The sequence below is a fragment of the Pseudomonas sp. CFBP 13711 genome, from assembly GCF_014842265.1.
In the GTDB taxonomy this organism is placed as follows: domain Bacteria; phylum Pseudomonadota; class Gammaproteobacteria; order Pseudomonadales; family Pseudomonadaceae; genus Aquipseudomonas.
Genome location: NZ_JACYVI010000007.1, coordinates 166999 through 184898 on the forward strand (window position 1 = coordinate 166999; position 17900 = coordinate 184898).

At 61.8% G+C, this 17900-nt stretch carries 13 protein-coding genes; 1 reads left to right on the forward strand and 12 read right to left on the reverse strand.

Annotated elements, in window-relative coordinates:
* Window positions 1-10: 10 nt before the first annotated feature.
* Complete coding sequence (locus IFT47_RS15135) at window positions 11-748, forward strand: substrate-binding periplasmic protein (protein ID WP_192171162.1); 738 nt, start codon at window positions 11-13, stop codon at window positions 746-748.
* On the opposite strand, the gene yccS is transcribed toward IFT47_RS15135, so the two are convergent.
* From yccS to IFT47_RS15195, 12 genes are all read right to left on the reverse strand, one after another.
* On the reverse strand, window positions 729-2936 hold the full coding sequence (gene yccS / locus IFT47_RS15140; protein WP_192171161.1) for a YccS family putative transporter: 2208 nt from the start codon (window positions 2934-2936) through the stop codon (window positions 729-731). The two genes, IFT47_RS15135 and yccS, sit on opposite strands and share 20 nt — an antisense overlap.
* Before the next feature lie 320 nt (window positions 2937-3256).
* Window positions 3257-4435, reverse strand: a complete 1179-nt coding sequence (locus IFT47_RS15145; RefSeq protein WP_192171160.1) for an NAD(P)/FAD-dependent oxidoreductase — start codon at window positions 4433-4435, stop codon at window positions 3257-3259.
* Between the two features lie 108 nt (window positions 4436-4543).
* Window positions 4544-5923, reverse strand: a complete 1380-nt coding sequence (dbpA, locus tag IFT47_RS15150; RefSeq protein WP_192171159.1) for an ATP-dependent RNA helicase DbpA — start codon at window positions 5921-5923, stop codon at window positions 4544-4546.
* An 86-nt stretch (window positions 5924-6009) separates the two neighbouring features.
* Complete coding sequence (mdtD, locus tag IFT47_RS15155) at window positions 6010-7452, reverse strand: multidrug transporter subunit MdtD (RefSeq protein WP_192171158.1); 1443 nt, start codon at window positions 7450-7452, stop codon at window positions 6010-6012.
* A gap of 113 nt (window positions 7453-7565) precedes the next feature.
* Window positions 7566-8891, reverse strand: coding sequence for a TldD/PmbA family protein (locus IFT47_RS15160; RefSeq protein ID WP_192171476.1), 1326 nt, complete (start codon window positions 8889-8891; stop codon window positions 7566-7568).
* The gene (locus IFT47_RS15165; protein ID WP_192171157.1) at window positions 8891-10333 is read right to left on the reverse strand and encodes a TldD/PmbA family protein; all 1443 of its coding nucleotides are present in this window, start codon (window positions 10331-10333) and stop codon (window positions 8891-8893) included. The genes IFT47_RS15160 and IFT47_RS15165 overlap by 1 nt, the downstream gene beginning before the upstream one ends.
* A gap of 282 nt (window positions 10334-10615) precedes the next feature.
* Complete coding sequence (gene betA / locus IFT47_RS15170; protein ID WP_192171156.1) at window positions 10616-12319, reverse strand: choline dehydrogenase; 1704 nt, start codon at window positions 12317-12319, stop codon at window positions 10616-10618.
* Between the two features lie 166 nt (window positions 12320-12485).
* Complete coding sequence (betB, locus tag IFT47_RS15175; protein WP_192171155.1) at window positions 12486-13958, reverse strand: betaine-aldehyde dehydrogenase; 1473 nt, start codon at window positions 13956-13958, stop codon at window positions 12486-12488.
* A 74-nt stretch (window positions 13959-14032) separates the two neighbouring features.
* Window positions 14033-14626 carry a transcriptional regulator BetI gene (betI, locus tag IFT47_RS15180; RefSeq protein ID WP_122533875.1) on the reverse strand — a complete coding sequence of 198 codons (594 nt, stop codon included), beginning with the start codon at window positions 14624-14626 and terminating at the stop codon, window positions 14033-14035.
* Window positions 14627-14825: 199 nt separating this feature from the next.
* Window positions 14826-16007: a choline ABC transporter ATP-binding protein gene (gene choV / locus IFT47_RS15185; protein WP_192171154.1), complete on the reverse strand. Its 1182-nt coding sequence runs from the start codon at window positions 16005-16007 to the stop codon at window positions 14826-14828.
* Window positions 16004-16852, reverse strand: a complete 849-nt coding sequence (gene choW / locus IFT47_RS15190) for a choline ABC transporter permease subunit (RefSeq protein WP_192171475.1) — start codon at window positions 16850-16852, stop codon at window positions 16004-16006. The genes choV and choW overlap by 4 nt, the downstream gene beginning before the upstream one ends.
* 64 nt (window positions 16853-16916) lie before the next feature.
* Window positions 16917-17864 (reverse strand): choline ABC transporter substrate-binding protein, encoded by a 948-nt coding sequence (locus tag IFT47_RS15195; protein ID WP_192171153.1) that lies wholly within the window; start codon window positions 17862-17864, stop codon window positions 16917-16919.
* Window positions 17865-17900 lie beyond the last annotated feature (36 nt).

The following is a 17900-nucleotide window of genomic DNA, read 5'->3' on the forward strand; positions in this document are numbered from 1 at the left end:
GAAGCTGAGCATGTCGCGTTTGCTGTGCGCCGCAGGGCTGTTGGGAATGATGCTGATAGCCCAAGGCGCGGTCGCGCAGACATTGCGTCTCGCCGGCGATGCGTGGGCGCCTTATGCCGACGTGTCATTGCTGCACGACGGGCTTTCCACTGATCTGATTCGCACGGCCCTGGGCCGCGCCGGTTATGACACCGAATACGAGCAGGTCCCCTGGGCGCGGGCGATTCACGGGCTGAGCGAAGGGCGATATGACATCGTCATCAACGCCTGGTACAGCGAAGACCGCACGCGCATTGGGGTTTTCTCTGCGCCATACCTGATTAACCGCCTGCTTTTCCTGAAACGCAAAGACGCCGCCATCGACTTTCAGAGCCTGTCGCAACTGCACGGCTATTCCATTGCCGTCGTGCGCGGCTACGCCTATTCGCCCGAATTCGACGCCGATGCCGAGCTGAAGAAGGTGCCGGTTGCGAATTTCTCGACCGCTGTCAGGATGCTCGCGGCGGGCAGGGTCGACTTAACGGTGGAAGACGAGTACGCGGCGCGCTTTGCCCTCAATCGCGAGCCTGCGGACGTGCAGGCCAGCGTTGAATTTCTGCCCAAGTCACTGAGCGAAAACAGTTTGCACATGCTGGTCAGCATCAAGCGGGCGGATCATCAGCAGATCGTTCTGGATTTCGACAAGGCTATCGCCGACATGAGAGCCGACGGCACGTACGACAAGCTCATCAAGCTGCACGGTCTGTGAGGTCGGGTTCTTTGACGGGATCTTTGATCAAGTGCGCTGCGAGGGTGCGCAACGGCCCCAACTGACGGCAGATCAGCGCGAGTTGGGTTTGCACCAGCCGTTGGCCTTCGTCGATTTCTTCCGGCATCTGTTCCAGGCTCGTCGCCAGCGCCTCCTCAGCGTCGCTTTGCACCGCCACCGGCTCACGCATCGCCAGGCTCTGGGCGATTTCATCGATGCTCGCGGCAAGGCTGGCCCCGGCGCCCTCGATCAGCTGCTCGCGCACTTCGGGCGGCAGCGGTGCGTCCCGATGGGCCCCCAGGCCCGACAGATAACTGAGCAGCGTGTGTGACAGCACCAGGAAGCGGAAACCCACGTCGGCCTCTTTGCGGAAATGCCCGGGCTCCATGAGCATGTTGGCCAGCGTGGTGGACAGTGCCGCGTCGGCGTTATGGGCGTTGCGTCGGGCCAGTCGATAGGCCAGATCGTCGCTCTTGCCGTTCGCGTACTGCTGCATGATCTGGCGCAGGTAAATGCTGTTGCACGACAGCGTGTTGGCCAGCACCTTGTTCAGCCGGCGACCTTGCCAGTCCGGCAGGAACAGGAACACCGCCAGGCCGGCGATCAGGCTGCCCAGCAGCGTGTCCAGCAGGCGCGGCAGGAACACGCCGTAACCGTCGCCGACCTGATTGAAGCAGAACAGGATCATCACCGTGATTGCCGCCGTCGACAGCGTGTAGCGCGTGGTGCGGTTGACGAAGAACACCACGCCGGCCAGCACCGCGCACATCGATTGCAGGACCGGGGTGGTGATCAGGTCGAACAGAATCCAGCCCGCCGTCAGGCCAATGGCGGTGCCGATGATGCGCTGTCCGAGTTTGCGCCGCGTGGCGCCGTAGCTTGGCTGGCAGACAAACACCGTGGTGAGGATGATCCAGTACCCTTGGGACGGGTGGATCAGGTGAACCATGATGTAGCCGATGACCAGCGCCAATGGCAGGCGCAGGGCGTGACGGAACAACAGCGAGGTCGGCGTCAGTTGCAGCCGCAGCCGCGTCCAGACGTCCTTGAGGTTGCGCGGCGAGCGGTCCAGCAGGCTGCTGTCGGTGGCGTCCGCCAGGGCGTCGGGGTTGCTCGCATCGCTGAGCAGCCGGTCAAGGGTGCCGAGGTTATTGGCCAGCGCCCGCAGCGAACGCAGCAGCCCGCGCCACGCCGGATTGCTCTGAATGCGCAGGTGTTCTAGGGAGGCGCGCAGATCATTGAGCGCGTGGGCGAAGCTGTCGTCATAGATGAACGGCTGGCGCAGCTGGATCGACGCCGACAGGTCACGGCAGGCGCGACCTTGCTGGCGCAGCAGGCGCTGGCAGCGAAACAATACATCGCTGTGGAAAAACGCCTCGGCCAGGGAGTTGTAGGGATAGTGCGACGAACTGGCACGTTCGTGGATGTCCTGGGCCAGGAAGTACAGCTTCAGGTAGCGGCTGACCTTCGAGCCGGGGCGGCCACTGCCCACACGGTTGAGGATGATTTCCTTGGTCACGTTGAGCGCACCGACGACCTTGCCGTTCTGCTTGGCAAGCTCTAGGCGCTTGGCTTCGATATCCAGGGTGCGAATCGGCTCGAACAGCTCTGATTTGAGCTTCAGGTACAGGCCCAGCTCGCGAAACAGTCGGGCCAGGGCCTGCTGCACCGGCTGATTGGAAAACAGCATCTGCCACAGCACCGACAGCAGGCCGTACCACGCCGCGCCTGCGACCAGCAGCATGGGTTCATGCCAGAAATCGGTGACTTCGCCGCCGCGCTGATCGACACCGATCATGGTGTAGACCGAGAGAATCAACGTCGCGTAGGCAATGGCGCCGTAGCGCTCGCCCAGCGCACCGAGCATCGTCAGGCAGAACGCCGCGAAAGCAAAGGCGCAGATGAACACCACGGGGTAGGGGAACAGCAGCTCCACGGACAGCGCCGCGATGCTGAAGCACACCAGCGTCACGGCCAGCGCATTGAGCCGGCCCTGCCAGCTGTCATCGGTTTCCGACAGGGCGCTGGCGATAATCCCGAGGAACAGCGGGATCAACTGAGACATCTCGTTCTGGTACCAGCACAGCGCCATGCTGCCGGTCAGCGCGATGAAAACCCGCACGCTGTAGGAAAACTTGTCCAGCGCCCAGAGACGGCGGAATGTATTGCGCAACGATGTCGATGCCATGAACGCTGACGGCCTTGTTCGCGATTGATTTTGCTCAGGGATATGTACAGCGCCGGATGCGCGCTGTACATCCGGTTAGCAAAATTTATTCCGGGGCGGATGCCAATACCTCAAAACGCACCTTGACCCCAAGGGTGCCTCTCTCATTTGCAACACGCCCTTGTAGGAGCAATCGGAGGTAACGACGGTCGCGAAGGCGCAAGGTCAGGCACTGAATGTGTATTGCCTGACCCGGCCTCTTCGCGACCGTCGTAAACTCCGATTGCTCCTACAGAGATCGCGTGCGTCTGTGACGTTGTAGGCTTGCTCGCAACGACTGCTCAGACGAACTGCGCCGCCGCATACGCCGAGGCCCAGGCCCACTGGAAGTTGAAGCCGCCCAGATGCCCGCTGACATCCAGCACCTCACCGACAAAATACAGCCCCGGTGATTTCAGGGATTCCATGGTCTTCGACGACACCTCGCGGGTGTCGATGCCGCCTAGTGTCACTTCCGCGGTGCGATACCCTTCGGTGCCCGCCGGTACCACTTGCCAGCTCGCCAGTCTGGTGGCGATGTCGGCCAGTTCAGCGTGGGTGTACTGCTTCATCGGCTTGGACACAAACCATTGCTCGGCAATCAGGTTGGCCATTTTCTTGGTGAAAATCTCGCCGAGCAGCGTCTTCAGTTCGCTGTTCGGGCGTTCGGCCTGTTGCTCGGTCAGCCAGTTGTGGGCGTCGTGGTCGGGCATCAGATTGATTTCGACCGTGTCGCCCGGCTGCCAGAGGGACGAGATCTGCAGAATCGCCGGCCCGCTCAAGCCACGGTGGGTGAATAGGATGTTCTCGCGAAAGCTGACGTCGTTGCAGCTCACCAGGCAATCGACCGACGTGCCGGTCAGCTCGGTGCACAGCTCTTTCAATTGATCGGTGATGGTGAACGGCACCAGGCCCGCCCGGGTAGGCAATAGCGTGTGGCCGAACTGCTTGCCGACCTGATAACCGAAACCGGTAGCGCCCAGCGTCGGAATCGACAACCCGCCTGTGGCGATCACCAGCGACTCGCAGCGGAGCTCGCCCAGGGTGGTTTTCAGCTGGTAACCGCTGTCGGTTTTCTCGATGCTCTGCACCGAGGTGTCCATGTGCAGGCTCACGCCAGCGGTGTCGCATTCAGCGAGCAGCAGATCGAGGATGTCGCTGGACTTGTTGTCGCAGAACAGTTGGCCGAGTTTCTTTTCGTGGTACGGCACGCCGTGCTTGCCCACCAGCTCGATGAAATCCCACTGGGTGTAGCGGGCCAGCGCCGATTTGCAGAAATGCGGATTCTGCGAGAGGAAGTTGGCGGGCTCGGTGTACATGTTGGTGAAGTTGCAGCGACCGCCGCCCGACATGAGGATTTTCTTGCCCGGCTTGTTGGCGTGGTCGATCAGCATGACCTTGCGCCCGCGCTGGGCCGCCGTGAATGCACACATCAAACCTGCGGCGCCGGCCCCGATGATCACAACGTCAGTAACGGGCAAAGCGGTGTCCTCGGAATATCGGGAAGAAGATCGTGGAATCTGTCAGCGATCAATGTTGATTCTGCTGACGCTTTCGCGAGCAAGGTGGCGATGCGGTATTGCGGGTGTTTACAAGATCCGCACGCGCAACGATTTGCCCTTGATCTTGCCGTTGTTCAAACGTTCCAGCGCCTGCTTGGCCATGCTGCGTTCCACGGCGACGTAGGCCTGGAAATCAAAGATCGCGATCTTGCCCACCTGAGAGCCGGGAATGCCGGCTTCGCCGGTCAGCGCGCCCAGAATGTCGCCGGGGCGCAGTTTGTCTTTGCGGCCGGAACCGATGCACAGCGTGGTCATCGGTGGCAGCAGCCTGCCGCCTTCCTTGCGCTCCAGCTGGTCGTATTGCTGCCAGTTGAGCGGCGCTTTCTGCAGTTCTTCAACGGCGCGGGCGCGCTGGCTTTCGCCGGGCGCGACGAGGCTGACGGCGATGCCGGTCTCACCCGCACGACCGGTACGGCCGACGCGGTGAATGTGGATTTCCGAATCCCGCGCCAGTTCGACGTTGAGCACCATGTCCAGGCCATCGATGTCCAGACCGCGCGCAGCGACGTCAGTGGCCACCAGCACCGAGGTGCTGCGGTTGGCGAACATCGCCAGCACCTGGTCGCGGTCACGCTGTTCCAGATCGCCATGCAGGCCGACGGCAGACATGCCCTTGGCGGTCAGGTGATCGACTACTTCCTGAACCTGCTGCTTGGTGAAACAGAACGCCACGCAGGACTGCGGACGGAAATGATCGAGCACGCGGACCACTGCTTCGAGGCGTTGCTCCGGCGCGATTTCATAGAAGATCTGCTCGATCTGGCTGTCGGCGTGGAGCGCTTCGACCTTGACGGTCTGCGGATCGCGCATGAATTTCGAGGACAGCTGCTTGATGCCGACCGGGTACGTGGCCGAGAACAGCAGGGTCTGGCGACGCTTGGGCGTCTGCTCGATGATGTCGGCGATGGCGTCGTAGAAACCCATGTCGAGCATGCGGTCGGCTTCGTCCAGCACCAGCGTGTTCAGGCCGTCCAGCACCAGCGAACCCTTGCGCAGATGCTGCTGAATGCGACCCGGTGTGCCAACGATGACGTGCGCGCCGTGCTCCAGCGAGCCGATCTGCGGGCCGAAAGACACGCCGCCGCAGAGGGTCAGGACCTTGATGTTGTCTTCGGAACGCGCCAGACGACGGATTTCCTTGGCCACCTGATCGGCCAGCTCACGGGTGGGGCAGAGCACCAACGCCTGGCAGCCGAAGTAGCGCGGATTGATCGGATTGAGCAGGCCGATGCCGAATGCAGCGGTCTTGCCGGAGCCCGTCTTGGCCTGCGCAATCAGGTCCATCCCCTTGACGATCACCGGCAGGCTCTGCGCCTGAATCGGCGTCATCTCGGCATAACCAAGGGACTCCAGGTTAGCCAGCATGGCGGCGGAAAGGGGCAGTGAGTTAAAAGCGGTGTTAGTCACGGGACGGGCCTGCAAAACAAAATGTCGCGCAGTGTATCAGGTCGCGACCCCTGCCTTGGGGCCGCGCGCGATAAATGGTGAGTGGGTCACGCCTCGATCTCGGGCTCCGGTTGCGGTTTGCGGGCCGGTGCTTCGGGTGCCATGCGCGGCGATAGCTGCAGGAAGATCGACGCCGCCAGCATCGCCAGCACGCCGACGCACAGGAAGGTCAGCTGAAACGCGCCGAGCACGTCGCTGACTTCACCCGTCGCCACGTCGTCGCTGAATCCGCCCAGCAAGGCGGCCGCACAGGCGACGCCAAGACTCAGGGACAACTGCGCGACCACCGACAGCAAACTGTTGCCGCTGGCGGCACTGGCGTCATCGAGGTCGATCAGCGTCACCGCGTTCATCGCCGAGAACTGCAGCGAGTTGACCCCGCCCAAAAACGCCAGATGAATGAGCAGTAGCCAGTACGGCGTGTTGGCCGTGACCAGTGCCATGCTCGCCAGCAGAATACCCAACAGCAGCGTGTTACCGGTCAGCACGATGCGATAACCCAGCCGCTCAATGGCCTTGGTTGCCAGCGGTTTGGCGAACATCGCCGCGAGGGCCAGGGGAATCATGCTCATGCCGGCGTGTGACGGTGAATAACCCAGGGCGACTTGCAGCATGAGCGGCAGGAGGAAAGGCAGGGCGCCGCTGCCCAGTCGGGCAAACAGGTTGCCCATGATGCCCACCGCGAAACTGCGGGTCTTGAACAACTGAGCGGAGAACAGTGGCGCTTCCACATGACTGGCGCGCAACCAGTACGCGGCGAGACAGGCCATGCCGCCGAACAGCAGCATCACCACCCGCAAGTGCGGCAAGTGCAGTTCGCCCAAGCCTTCCAGCGCGATCGTGATCAGCACCATCGACGCGCCGAACAGGCCGAACCCCACCAGATCAAACCGCGTGCGTCCGCCGCCCTGAAGATCGGGGATGAATTTGCGCACGGCAAAACACCCCAGAATTCCCACCGGAAGGTTGATCAGGAAGATCCAGTGCCAGCTCAGGTATTCCACCAGCCAGCCGCCGACCGTCGGGCCCATCAGCGGGCCGAGCAGGGCGGGCATGGTGATGAAGCTCAGCGTGCGCACCAGCTCGGTTCGGGGGTAGGCGCGCAGCACAATGAGCCGTCCTACCGGCATCATCAACGCACCGCCGAGGCCCTGAATCACCCGCGCGCCCACCAGCATGCCGACGGAGTTGGATACCGCACACAGCAGCGAGCCGAAGCTGAACAGCAGGATGGCGCTGAAGAAGATGCGCTTGATGCCGAAGCGGTCGGAAATCCAGCCCGACGCGGGGATCAGCAGGGCGATGGTCAGCATGTAGGCGATGATCACCGACTGCATGCGCAATGGGTCTTCGGACAGCGAGCGCGCCATGGATGGCAGTGCGGTGTTGAGGATCGTGCCGTCCAGGCTTTGCATGAAAAAAGCGATGGCGATGACCCATGGCATCCAGCGCAGGGTGCGGGCGTCCAGCTGCGGTGTTGAGGTCGGCATGTGGATCGAGGGTCCTTATGGGTTGCGGGCAACGGGCTTGTTGCTGTTTGGATATAACTTCCAAAGAAAGCTGTGTGGATGCCCGACAGTTGGGTGCCGGGCAAGCCGATGCATTACAGCGTCAGCGTCAACCCACTCAGCAGCGCACCGGGCAGCAGATTCGAGGCGGTCTGGCGCTGACTGTAGGTGCTCGTCGACAGCAGGAGTTCCCTTTCTGTGGTCAGTTGCTCCAGTGCGGTGCCCAGCAGGCTGAAGATGCTGTCGTCGAAACGCATGGTGTTGACCGGCGCCTTGATCTGCCCGTCTTCGACCCAGAACGTGGCAAAGCGCGTCATCCCGGTGATGCGCCCGGCGGTGCGGTCCGAGAAATTCAAATACCACAGGTTGCTGATGTACAGGCCCGTGCCCAGCGCTTCCAACACCTCATCCAGCGCCAGCGAACCGCCTTCCATGCTCAGCGCACTCGGCGACTCGCCCCAGCCTGCGCCATTGGCGACAAGGCCGTATTCGGCAGCGCTGCGCGAGTCGATCATGCGATCCCGGGCCACGCCTTCGGCCACCAGCGACAGGTCCATGCGCGGATAACCCTCGCCGGAAAACGCAGGGGACAACGAGCCGCTGACCTGCTCGTTCAAACTCACCAGCGAACTCAGCGTGGATTGGCCGTCGTACAGCCGCTGCAAGGGACTGGTCTTGTCAGCCAGCGACTGCGCGGAGAATCCACCCCAGCACAGCATTCCGATGACTTCTTCCAGTGCGGCGGGCGCCAGATAGGCACGGTATTTCCCGGGCGCGAGGGCATGTGCCGGGTGGCCAAGAAACGCCAATTGCTCACGGGCCAGCGCAAAGCGCCGTGCAAAGCCTTCGTCCGTCCAAGTGTGGCCGGCGTAATTGGCTTTTACCGCCTGGCCGTTCTCGTGGAACAGGCTCCAGTCGAAATTGAAACTGTTGGCCTGATGCCAGCCCAGCGCACCGCTGGAACTGGCGAAGCCGCGATAAATCGGACCGGCCGCGTAGATGCCGACCAGATCCAGCCCCTCGCCCAATTGCGCGATCTGCTCGACCACATGGGCGCTGTCCGGCAACGGCGTTTCCTGCACGTTGCTGCTCTGCCAGGCCTCTTCGTTCAGTTGCAGATAAGGGTCTTCCGGCAAGAGCGTCAGCGTTTCACGCAACTGAAGCAGCGCCTCGCTCAGGCGCTGTCGATCGACCTCGGCATCGCCCGACAGCGTGAGGCTCAGGTTGGCGTGACGGCCTGCGGCGATCAGCTTAAAGGTCACGCTGGCCTGCTGCACGTGGCCGGCCTGACGCACTTTGGCGTGGTTGAAGCGAATGAAGTCCGACGCTTCGGCGTCGTAGCTCAAGGTGTAACGCTCGTCTGCCGTGACCGCGCCGTGCAGCCATTCAGCCAGGGCCTTGAATTGCGCTTGATGGGACATCATGCGTCACCTCCGAAAACATCAACGCTGGCGAACACGCAAGCGGGCGAGGCGTGCCCTACGCGGATCACTTGATTGGGCTCGCCTTTGCCGCAGTTGGGCGTGCCGAGGACCTTGAAGGTGCTGGCGTCGCCGACCGCGCTGAGGTTGCGCCAGAACTGGGCGGAGATCGCGCGGTAGTTCGGGTTTTTCACCACGCCCTTGATCTCGCCGTTCTCGATCAACTGCCCCCATTCGCAGCCGAACTGGAATTTGTTGCGCGCATCGTCGATCGACCACGAGCGGTTGGTGCTCATCAAAATGCCGTGCTCGATGCCGCCAATGAGCTGCGCCATCGACTGGTCGCCCGGCTCGATATTCAGGTTGGCCATGCGGTCGATGGGTGCGCGGTTCCAGCTCGACGCGCGGCTATTGGCGACGCCTTCCATGCCGCTGCGGTATTGCGACAGCGCGCCGCCCAGAGGCCTCACCAATACGCCGTCCTTGATCAGGAATTGCTTGCTCGCCGGTGTGCCGTCGTCATCAAAGCCGTAGCTCGCCAGTTGCTCGGGGATTTCAGGATCGAAGGTCACGTTGAGCAGCCTTGAGCCGTATTGCAGCGTGCCGAAGTCACTGGCTTTGACGAAGCTGGTGCCGGCGTAATTGCGCTCATCGCCGAGGATGCGGTCCAGCTCCAGCGGGTGACCGATGGATTCGTGGATTTGCAGGGTCATCTGGTCGGGCGTCAGCAACAGATCGCGCGGGCCGGAGGGCGTGTTTGGCGCCATGACCAGTTGCAGCGCCTGATCGGCGACGTTGACCGCCGCACCGATGATCCCGCACGAAGCGATGACTTCCGCGCCGCCTTGCTGGCCGAAGTTCTCGCGACCCAGGCTGCGGGTCTGGCTGTCCTGCCCGTCGTAGGCCGTGACGGTCAGCCCGGGGAAGACGAAGCGCTGGGCCTGACGGATCTCGGCGCCGGCGTTGTTCAGGTAGATCTGCTCGACGTTCTCAAGGCCCAGGCTTACCTGCCAGTTGACAAGACGCTCGTCCCTGGGCACCGACGCCGATTCAGCGTTGAGCAGGGCATAGCAATCGCTGAGCGATGGAAACGCGCTTTGCAGGTTGGGCGAGAGGTAATCGGCGCGGGCAGTGGCGACAGCATGGTCGCCCAGGTCGAGCAGCGAATGCGGGGCCAGTTGTCGCGCTTGAGTCTCTGCTTGTTCCAGCGCCGATTGAAGGCCGCGCTGGGAGATGTCGTTGGTGGCCGCATAGGCTTCGACGCCATTGATGCGCACGGTCAGCATCGCGCCTTCGTCGATGCTCAATTGCGGCGGCTCGGCGACGTTCTTGCGCACCGACAGATGCTGACTGGTCTGTTTGACGTAACGCAGGGAGAAAAACGGGGCGCTGCTCTGCAGGGCGGCGAACCGCTGTTTGAGCTGAGCGGAGAAGTCGAACATGCAGGAAGGCTCCTTGGCGATTCGGACAGGCAACGGCCCGAATCATAGCGCGGATGATCACTGCAGCGGGGAGGGATGGCGGTGGAGGCACGTCGGCGCCGGAGATGTATCTAGTGAGATAGGGACTGGTGGGAGCGAGCTTGCTCGCGAAGAGGCAAGAACATCCGCTAAATTTGCGGCGGTAATAATGCCTTCTTCGCGAGCAAGCTCGCTCACACATGGTCCGGGTGTGCTGCACGATTGCACAGCATCCCGAAGGATCTCCAAGAGCGCTGGCGGTGGTTACTGCGCCAACGGGCCCACTTCGCGCATCGGCTTGCCACGCACGGGCGCATTGCCTGCGACGTAGTAATCGGCGGTGCTACGCGGCAGTGGGGCACGGCCGCGGATCTTGTCGGCAATTTTCTCGGCCATCATGATCGTCGGCGCGTTGAGGTTGCCGGTGGTGATCAGCGGCATGATCGACGCATCTACCACACGCAGCCCTTCCATCCCGTGCACACGGCCCTGACCGTCAACGACCGCCATTTCATCGGTGCCCATCTTGCACGAGCAGGACGGGTGATACGCCGTCTCGGCGTGCTCACGGATAAACGTGTCCAGTTGCTCGTCGCTCTGCACGTCGATGCCCGGGCTGATTTCGCGGCCACGGTATTGGTCCAGCGCCGGCTGCTGCATGATCTCGCGGGTCAGGCGAATGCCGTCGCGGAATTCCTGCCAGTCCTGCTCGGACGCCATGTAGTTGAAAAGAATGCTCGGGTACTCGCGGGGATTCTTCGATTTCAACTGCACGCGGCCTCGGCTTGGCGAGCGCATCGAACCCACGTGCGCCTGGAAACCATGCTCTTTCACGCCCTTGCTGCCGTTGTAGTTAATCGCGACCGGCAGGAAGTGGTACTGAATGTTCGGCCACTCGAATTCCTCGCGCGAACGAATGAAACCGCCTGCTTCGAACTGGTTGCTGGCGCCGATCCCTTTACCGAGGAACATCCACTCGGCGCCGATGGCCGGCTGGTTCCACCACAGCAGCGACGGGTACAGCGAGACCGGCTCTTTGCAGGCGTACTGCAAATACATCTCGAGGTGGTCTTGCAGGTTCTCGCCAACGCCCGGCAGATCATGAACGACCGGAATGTCGAGCTTCTTCAGCAGCGCGGCGGGGCCGACGCCGGAACGCTGCAGGATCTGCGGCGAAGCGATGGCGCCGCCACACAGCAGGACTTCCTTGCGAGCACGCGCTTCGATGCGGGTGTCGCTGTCGCCAACCAGGTAGGCCACGCCGACGGCGCGCTTGTTGTCGAACAGAATCCGGTCTGTCAGCGCGTGAGTGACGATGGTCAGGGTCGAGCGCTTCTTCGCTTCGTCCAGATAGCCACGGGCGGTGCTGGCGCGACGGCCGAACGGCGTGACGGTACGGTCCATCGGGCCGAAACCTTCCTGCTGATAACCGTTGAGGTCGTCGGTGCGCGGATAACCGGCTTGCACGCCCGCTTCCACCATTGCGGCGAACAGCGGGTTATTGCCGGCTTTAGGCGTGGTCACGCTGACCGGGCCTTCGCCGCCGTGGTAGTCGTTCGGGCCGATATCGCGGGTTTCTGCCTTGCGGAAGTACGGCAGGCAATCAAGGTAGGACCAGTCTTCCAGGCCCGGGTTTTTCGCCCAGCCGTCGTAGTCCATGGCGTTGCCGCGGATGTAGCACATGCCGTTGATCAGCGACGAGCCACCCAGGCCCTTGCCGCGACCGCATTCCATGCGGCGGTTGTTCATGTGCGGCTCTGGCTCGGTCTCGTAGGCCCAGTTGTAGCGACGGCCTTGCAACGGAAACGCGAGGGCGGCTGGCATCTGCGTGCGGAAATCAGCGCGATAGTCCGGGCCGCCTGCTTCAAGCAACAGCACGGTGACGCCTGCGTCTTCGGTGAGACGGGCTGCCAGGGTGTTACCGGCCGAGCCGGCGCCGATGATGATGTAATCGAATTCCTGGGACATTTGAAATGCTCCCTCTTGAAAGTAGTCGGAGGTGCGCAAGTCCTGTAGGAGTGAGCTTGCTCGCGATGAGGTCATAGCCCCAATGTTGCTGGCGGCTGACACTCAGCAATCGCGAGCAAGCTCGCTCCTACAGTGAAATGCGTGTTGCCGGTGCGGCTTTACAGGATCAGAACACCGACGCGTAATCGCCCAGCTCGACCTGCACAGACTTGATGCGGGTGTACTGCGCCAGCGAGCTGATACCGTTCTCGCGGCCCACGCCCGACTGCTTATAGCCACCGACCGGCATCTTCGCGTCGGACTCGCCCCAGGCGTTGATCCAGCAGATACCGGCTTCCAGTTGATGGATCACGCGATGCGCGCGGTTCAGGTCCTTGGTCACGATGCCGGCGGCCAGACCCATTTCAGTGTCGTTGGCGCGGCGGATCACTTCTTCTTCGCTGTCGTAGCTGAGGATGCTCATGACCGGGCCGAAGATTTCCTCTTTGACGATGGTCATCTCATCGGTGCAATCGGTGAACACGGTCGGGGCAACGAACGCTCCATTGGCCAGCTCGCCCTCGGTCAGACGGTCGCCGCCGATCAGCAGGCGGGCGCCTTCTTCCTTGCCCTTGTTGATGTAGCCGAGCACGTTTTCCATGTGCGCGAAGCTCACCAGCGGGCCGAAGTTGGTGTTGTCGTCTTGCGGGTTGCCGACGCGGATGCGTTTGACGCGCTCAAGGATTTTCGCTTCGAACGCTGCCTTCAGTGCGCTCGGCACGAACACGCGAGTGCCGTTGGTGCAGACCTGACCGGAGCTGTAGAAGTTGGCCATCATCGCGATGTCGGCGGCGCGGTCCAGATCGGCGTCGTCGAAAATGATCAGCGGGGACTTGCCGCCCAGCTCCATGGTCACTTCCTTGAGCGACGAGCTCGACGCGCTGGCCATGACTTTCTTGCCAGTTTGTACGCCGCCGGTGAACGAGATCTTCTCGATGCGCGGGTGCTCGGTCAGCCAGCTGCCGACGTCGCTGCCAGCACCGGTAAGTACGTTGAACACGCCGTCCGGCACACCGGCTTCGGTGTAGATTTCGGCCAGCTTCAGCGTGGTCAGCGAGGTGACTTCGCTTGGCTTGAAGATCATTGCGTTGCCGGCGGCCAGTGCAGGGGCGGACTTCCACAGGGCGATCTGGATCGGGTAGTTCCACGCGCCGATGCCGACGGTGACGCCCAGCGGCTCGCGGCGGGTGTAGACAAACGAGGTGTCACGCAGCGGAATCTGCTCGCCTTCGATGGCGGGCACCAGGCCGGCGTAGTACTCCAGCACGTCGGCGCCGGTGACGATGTCGACGTATTTGGTTTCGGAGATCGCTTTGCCGGTGTCCAGGGTTTCCAGTTCGGCCAGCTCATCGTTGCGTTCACGCAGGATGTCGACGGCACGACGCAGGATGCGCGAGCGCTCCATGGCGGTCATGGCGGCCCAGATTTTCTGGCCTTTTTCAGCGCTGACGACCGCGCGCTCAACGTCTTCTTTGGTGGCGCGCTGGACCTGGGCCAGGACTTCGCCATTGGCCGGGTTGATGGCTTCGAAGGTCGCGTTGCTGCTGGCGTCCACGTAGCCGCCGTCAATGTAGAGTTTTTGCAATTCGAAACGGGCCATAAAATCCTCGCAGTAATCTGGGTGGGTGACGACCGAGTGCGCCATGCGCTGCCTTGGTCGTGGTGCCGGCTGCTTCAGCTCGGCGCTTTTGCCAGTTGAAAGTCCATGTACTCGTAGGCAATCCGTTGCGCTTGTTCGGTGTCGAAGGCGTCGCCCGAAAGCGCGCCGCGCAGCCATAGGCCGTCGATCAAGGCCGCCAGCCCCCGGGCTGCGCTGCGTGCTTCATCCAACGGCAATGCGCGACGGAACTGGCAGCAGAGGTTGGAATAAAGACGGTGGTCGTTGATTCGCTGCAGCCTGTGCAGCGAGGGCGAATGCATGCTGGTTGCCCAGAAGGCGAGCCAGGTTTTCATTGCCGGACCGTTGACCTGACTGGAATCGAAGTTGCCCTCGATGATCACTTTCAGGTGAGCCCGGGGGCTGTCGTCGTTCAATGCCCGGCGCCGCTCGGCGACGCTGGCGATCAGCGCATTCATCAAGTGGCGCATTGTCGCTGCGATCAGGCCGTTCTTGTCCTGAAAGTAGTGACTGATGATGCCGTTGGAGACCCCTGCCAGTTTGGCGATCAGCGCAATGCTGGCATCGCCCATCCCGACCTGATCGACCGCCGTCAGGGTGGCCTGGATCAACTGCTGACGCCGAATGGGTTGCATACCGACCTTGGGCATCTGTGGGGCTCCTTGATGTGCCGGGTGATCGTGGGTGGCTGGAAACGGCGTCCACTGTAAAGCTTTTTAATTGAACGTTCAATCAACAAAAAACGAGGGGCGCAGAAAAGCAGCTACAAGCGCCAAGCCTCAAGCCGCAAGAATCAAGGTTTGGCGGCCCTTCTCTTGCAGCTTGTAGCTCGCAGCTTAAAGCTGACCTTCAGCCGTGATTCTTGCCCAGCAACGCGTGGTACAGCTCGCTGTCGCCGAGGATGCCGACCAGCTGGTTGTTTTCCTGCAGCACCAGTTTGTTGCCGGTGTGATAGCGGATCTGCAGGGCGTCACGCATACCGATGTCGGAGTGGACGACGGTCGGTTTGCGGCCGAGTGCATCCACCGACTGACCCGGCTCCCAGCTTTGCAGATCAAGGCTCGCGCCATGCTGATGGGCGCCGGTGATGGCGTTGCCGTCGGACAGATCAATCCATGTGTCGTCGCTCGGGTCCAGGCAGACCTGAGAACCGTTGATGCGCGTGCACTGGGTGATCGGGCGCATCAGGCTGCGACCGCACAGCACGTTGAGCGGGTTGGTGTGGGCGACAAACGTACGCACGTATTCGTCGGCGGGGTTGAGCACAATCTCTTCCGGCACGCTGTACTGAATGATCCGGCCGTCCTTCATGATCGCGATGCGGGTGCCGAGCTTGAGCGCTTCGTCCAGGTCGTGGCTCACGAAGACGATGGTCTTGTTCAGCTTTTTCTGCAGCGCCAGCAGTTCATCCTGCAGGCCCTGACGGATCAGCGGATCGAGTGCCGAAAACGGCTCGTCCATCAGCAGAATATCGGCGTCCATCGCCAGTGCCCGGGCTAGGCCGACACGCTGTTGCATGCCGCCCGACAGCTCGTCCGGCTTCTTGTTGCGCCATTGGGTCAGGCCGACCAGCTCCAGTTTTTCGTCCACCAGCGCGCGCCGCTCTTTCTCGGGGCGGCCCTGCATTTCCAGACCGAAACTGATGTTCTCGCGCACCGTCAGCCACGGCATCAGGGCGAACTTCTGGAACACCATCGCGATGCGTTTGGTGCGCATCATCTTCAGCTCGGCAGGAGTGCAGGCGGCGATGTTGATCTGCTTGCCTTCGTGCTCGACGAACAGCGAGCCGCGGCTGACCGTGTTCAGGCCGTTGATGCAACGCAGCAAGCTGGATTTGCCCGAGCCGGAGAGGCCCATCAGCACGCAGATCTCACCTTTGTTGATCTCCAGCGTGGCCTTTTCAACGCCGACGATCTGACCGGTTTTCTTGAGGATTTCAGCCCGTGTAAGGCCCTGGTCCAATAGCTTGAGTGCCTCACGCGGGTCTTTGGAGAAGACGACGTCAACCTGATCGAATTTGATGATGCTCATGCGTCAGCCCTCACTTTGGCGTCCGGTTGTTTGCAGATCCGGTCGAGCATGATCGCCAGCAATACGATCGCCAGGCCCGCTTCGAAGCCCAGTGCGATATCAGCAGTGTTCAGTGCGTTGACCACAGGTTTGCCCAAGCCATCCGCGCCCACCAGCGCGGCGATTACCACCATCGACAGCGACAGCATGATGCACTGGGTGATGCCGGCCGCGATGCTCGGCATGGCGTGGGGCAGTTCGATACGGGAGAGCAGTTGACGGCGCGAGCAGCCGAAGGCTTTGCCGGCGTCGAGGAGTTCTTGCGGGACATCACAGATGCCCAGGTAGGTCAGACGGATCGGCGCGGCGATCGCAAACACCACCGTCGAAATAAGGCCCGGTACTACGCCGAGGCCGAACAGGGTCAGGGTCGGGATCAGGTAAACGAACGTAGGCACCGTCTGCATCAGGTCGAGGACGGGGCGCATGCAGGTGTAGAACATCGGCTTGTGCGCGGCAATGATGCCCAGCGGCACACCGATTACTACGCAGACCGCCGTGGCGAACAGCACCTGGGCCAGGGTCTCCATGGTTTCCTGCCAGTACCCCAGGTTGAGGATCAGCAGAAAGGAAATGATCACAAATACGGTCAGGCCCCATTTGCGCTGAATGAAGTGGGCGAGCAGGGCAACCAGGCCGATCAGCACGAAGGGGTTGAACCAGGTCAGCCCGCCGGTCAGGCCGTGAATCATGGTTTCCAGTGACGAAGCGATGGCGTCGAAGGTGCTGGCGCCGTGCTGCGTCAGCCATTCGACGAAGCCGGCGATGTACTCGCCCAGAGGGATTTTATGATCAGTCAGCATGATGTCGGTTGTCCGCGTGCGGGATGAAAAGAGGACAACAGGCGGGCGTACCCGCCTGCCTGTCGAGTTACTTCGTCAGCTCGGCTTTTGCGGCTTCCAGGCCAGGTTTTCCGTCCACGGTGGTGACACCCGCCAGCCAGGTGTCGAGTACTTGAGGGTTGGTTTTCAGCCACGCCTTGGCGGCCGTTTCAGGCTTCATCTTGTCGTCGAGGATGTTGCCCATCAGCGCGCTTTCCATCGGCAGCGTGAAAGACAGGTTCTTCAACAGTTGACCAACGTTGCTGCACTCGGTGGTGTAGCCCTTGCGCACGTTGGTGTAGACGGTGGCTTTGCCGAAGTCGGGGCCGAAGAAGTCATCGCCGCCGGTGAGGTATTTGATTTTGAAGCGGGTGTTCATCGGGTGCGGTTCCCAGCCGAGGAACACCACGTCGGTGTTGCGACGCGAAGCGCGGTCGACCTGGGACAGCATGCCCGCTTCGCTCGACTCGACGACCTTGAAGCCTGCGTCTTTCAGGCCGAAGGCGTTCTTGTCGATCATGCTCTGGATCAGGCGGTTGCCGTCGTTGCCCGGCTCGATGCCGTAGATTTTGCCGTCCAGTTCTTTCTTGAATTTGACGATGTCAGCGAAGTCGTGAAGACCCTTGTCGTACAGCGCTTGAGGAACGGCGAGGGTGTACTTGGCGTTCTCGAGGTTGGCGCGGACGGTTTCGACGGTGCCGGCGTCGCGGTAGGCCTTGATGTCGTTTTCCATGGTCGGCATCCAGTTGCCGAGGAAGATATCCATGTTCTTGCCATCGGCCAGCGACTTGTAGGTCACGGGCACGGAAATCATCGTGGTTTTGGTTTTGTAGCCCAACGACTGCAGCACGACGCTGGTGACGGCGGTGGTCGCCGTGATGTCGGTCCAGCCCACATCGGAAAAATTGACCATCTGGCAAGCGGCAGGCTCTGCGGCCTGGGCCAGGATCGGAAGACTCAGCGCAACGCCCAGCAACAGCCTTTGTGAACCTTTCATGTTGGACTCCTTTGGTGTTTTCTTCTCGGCATCAAC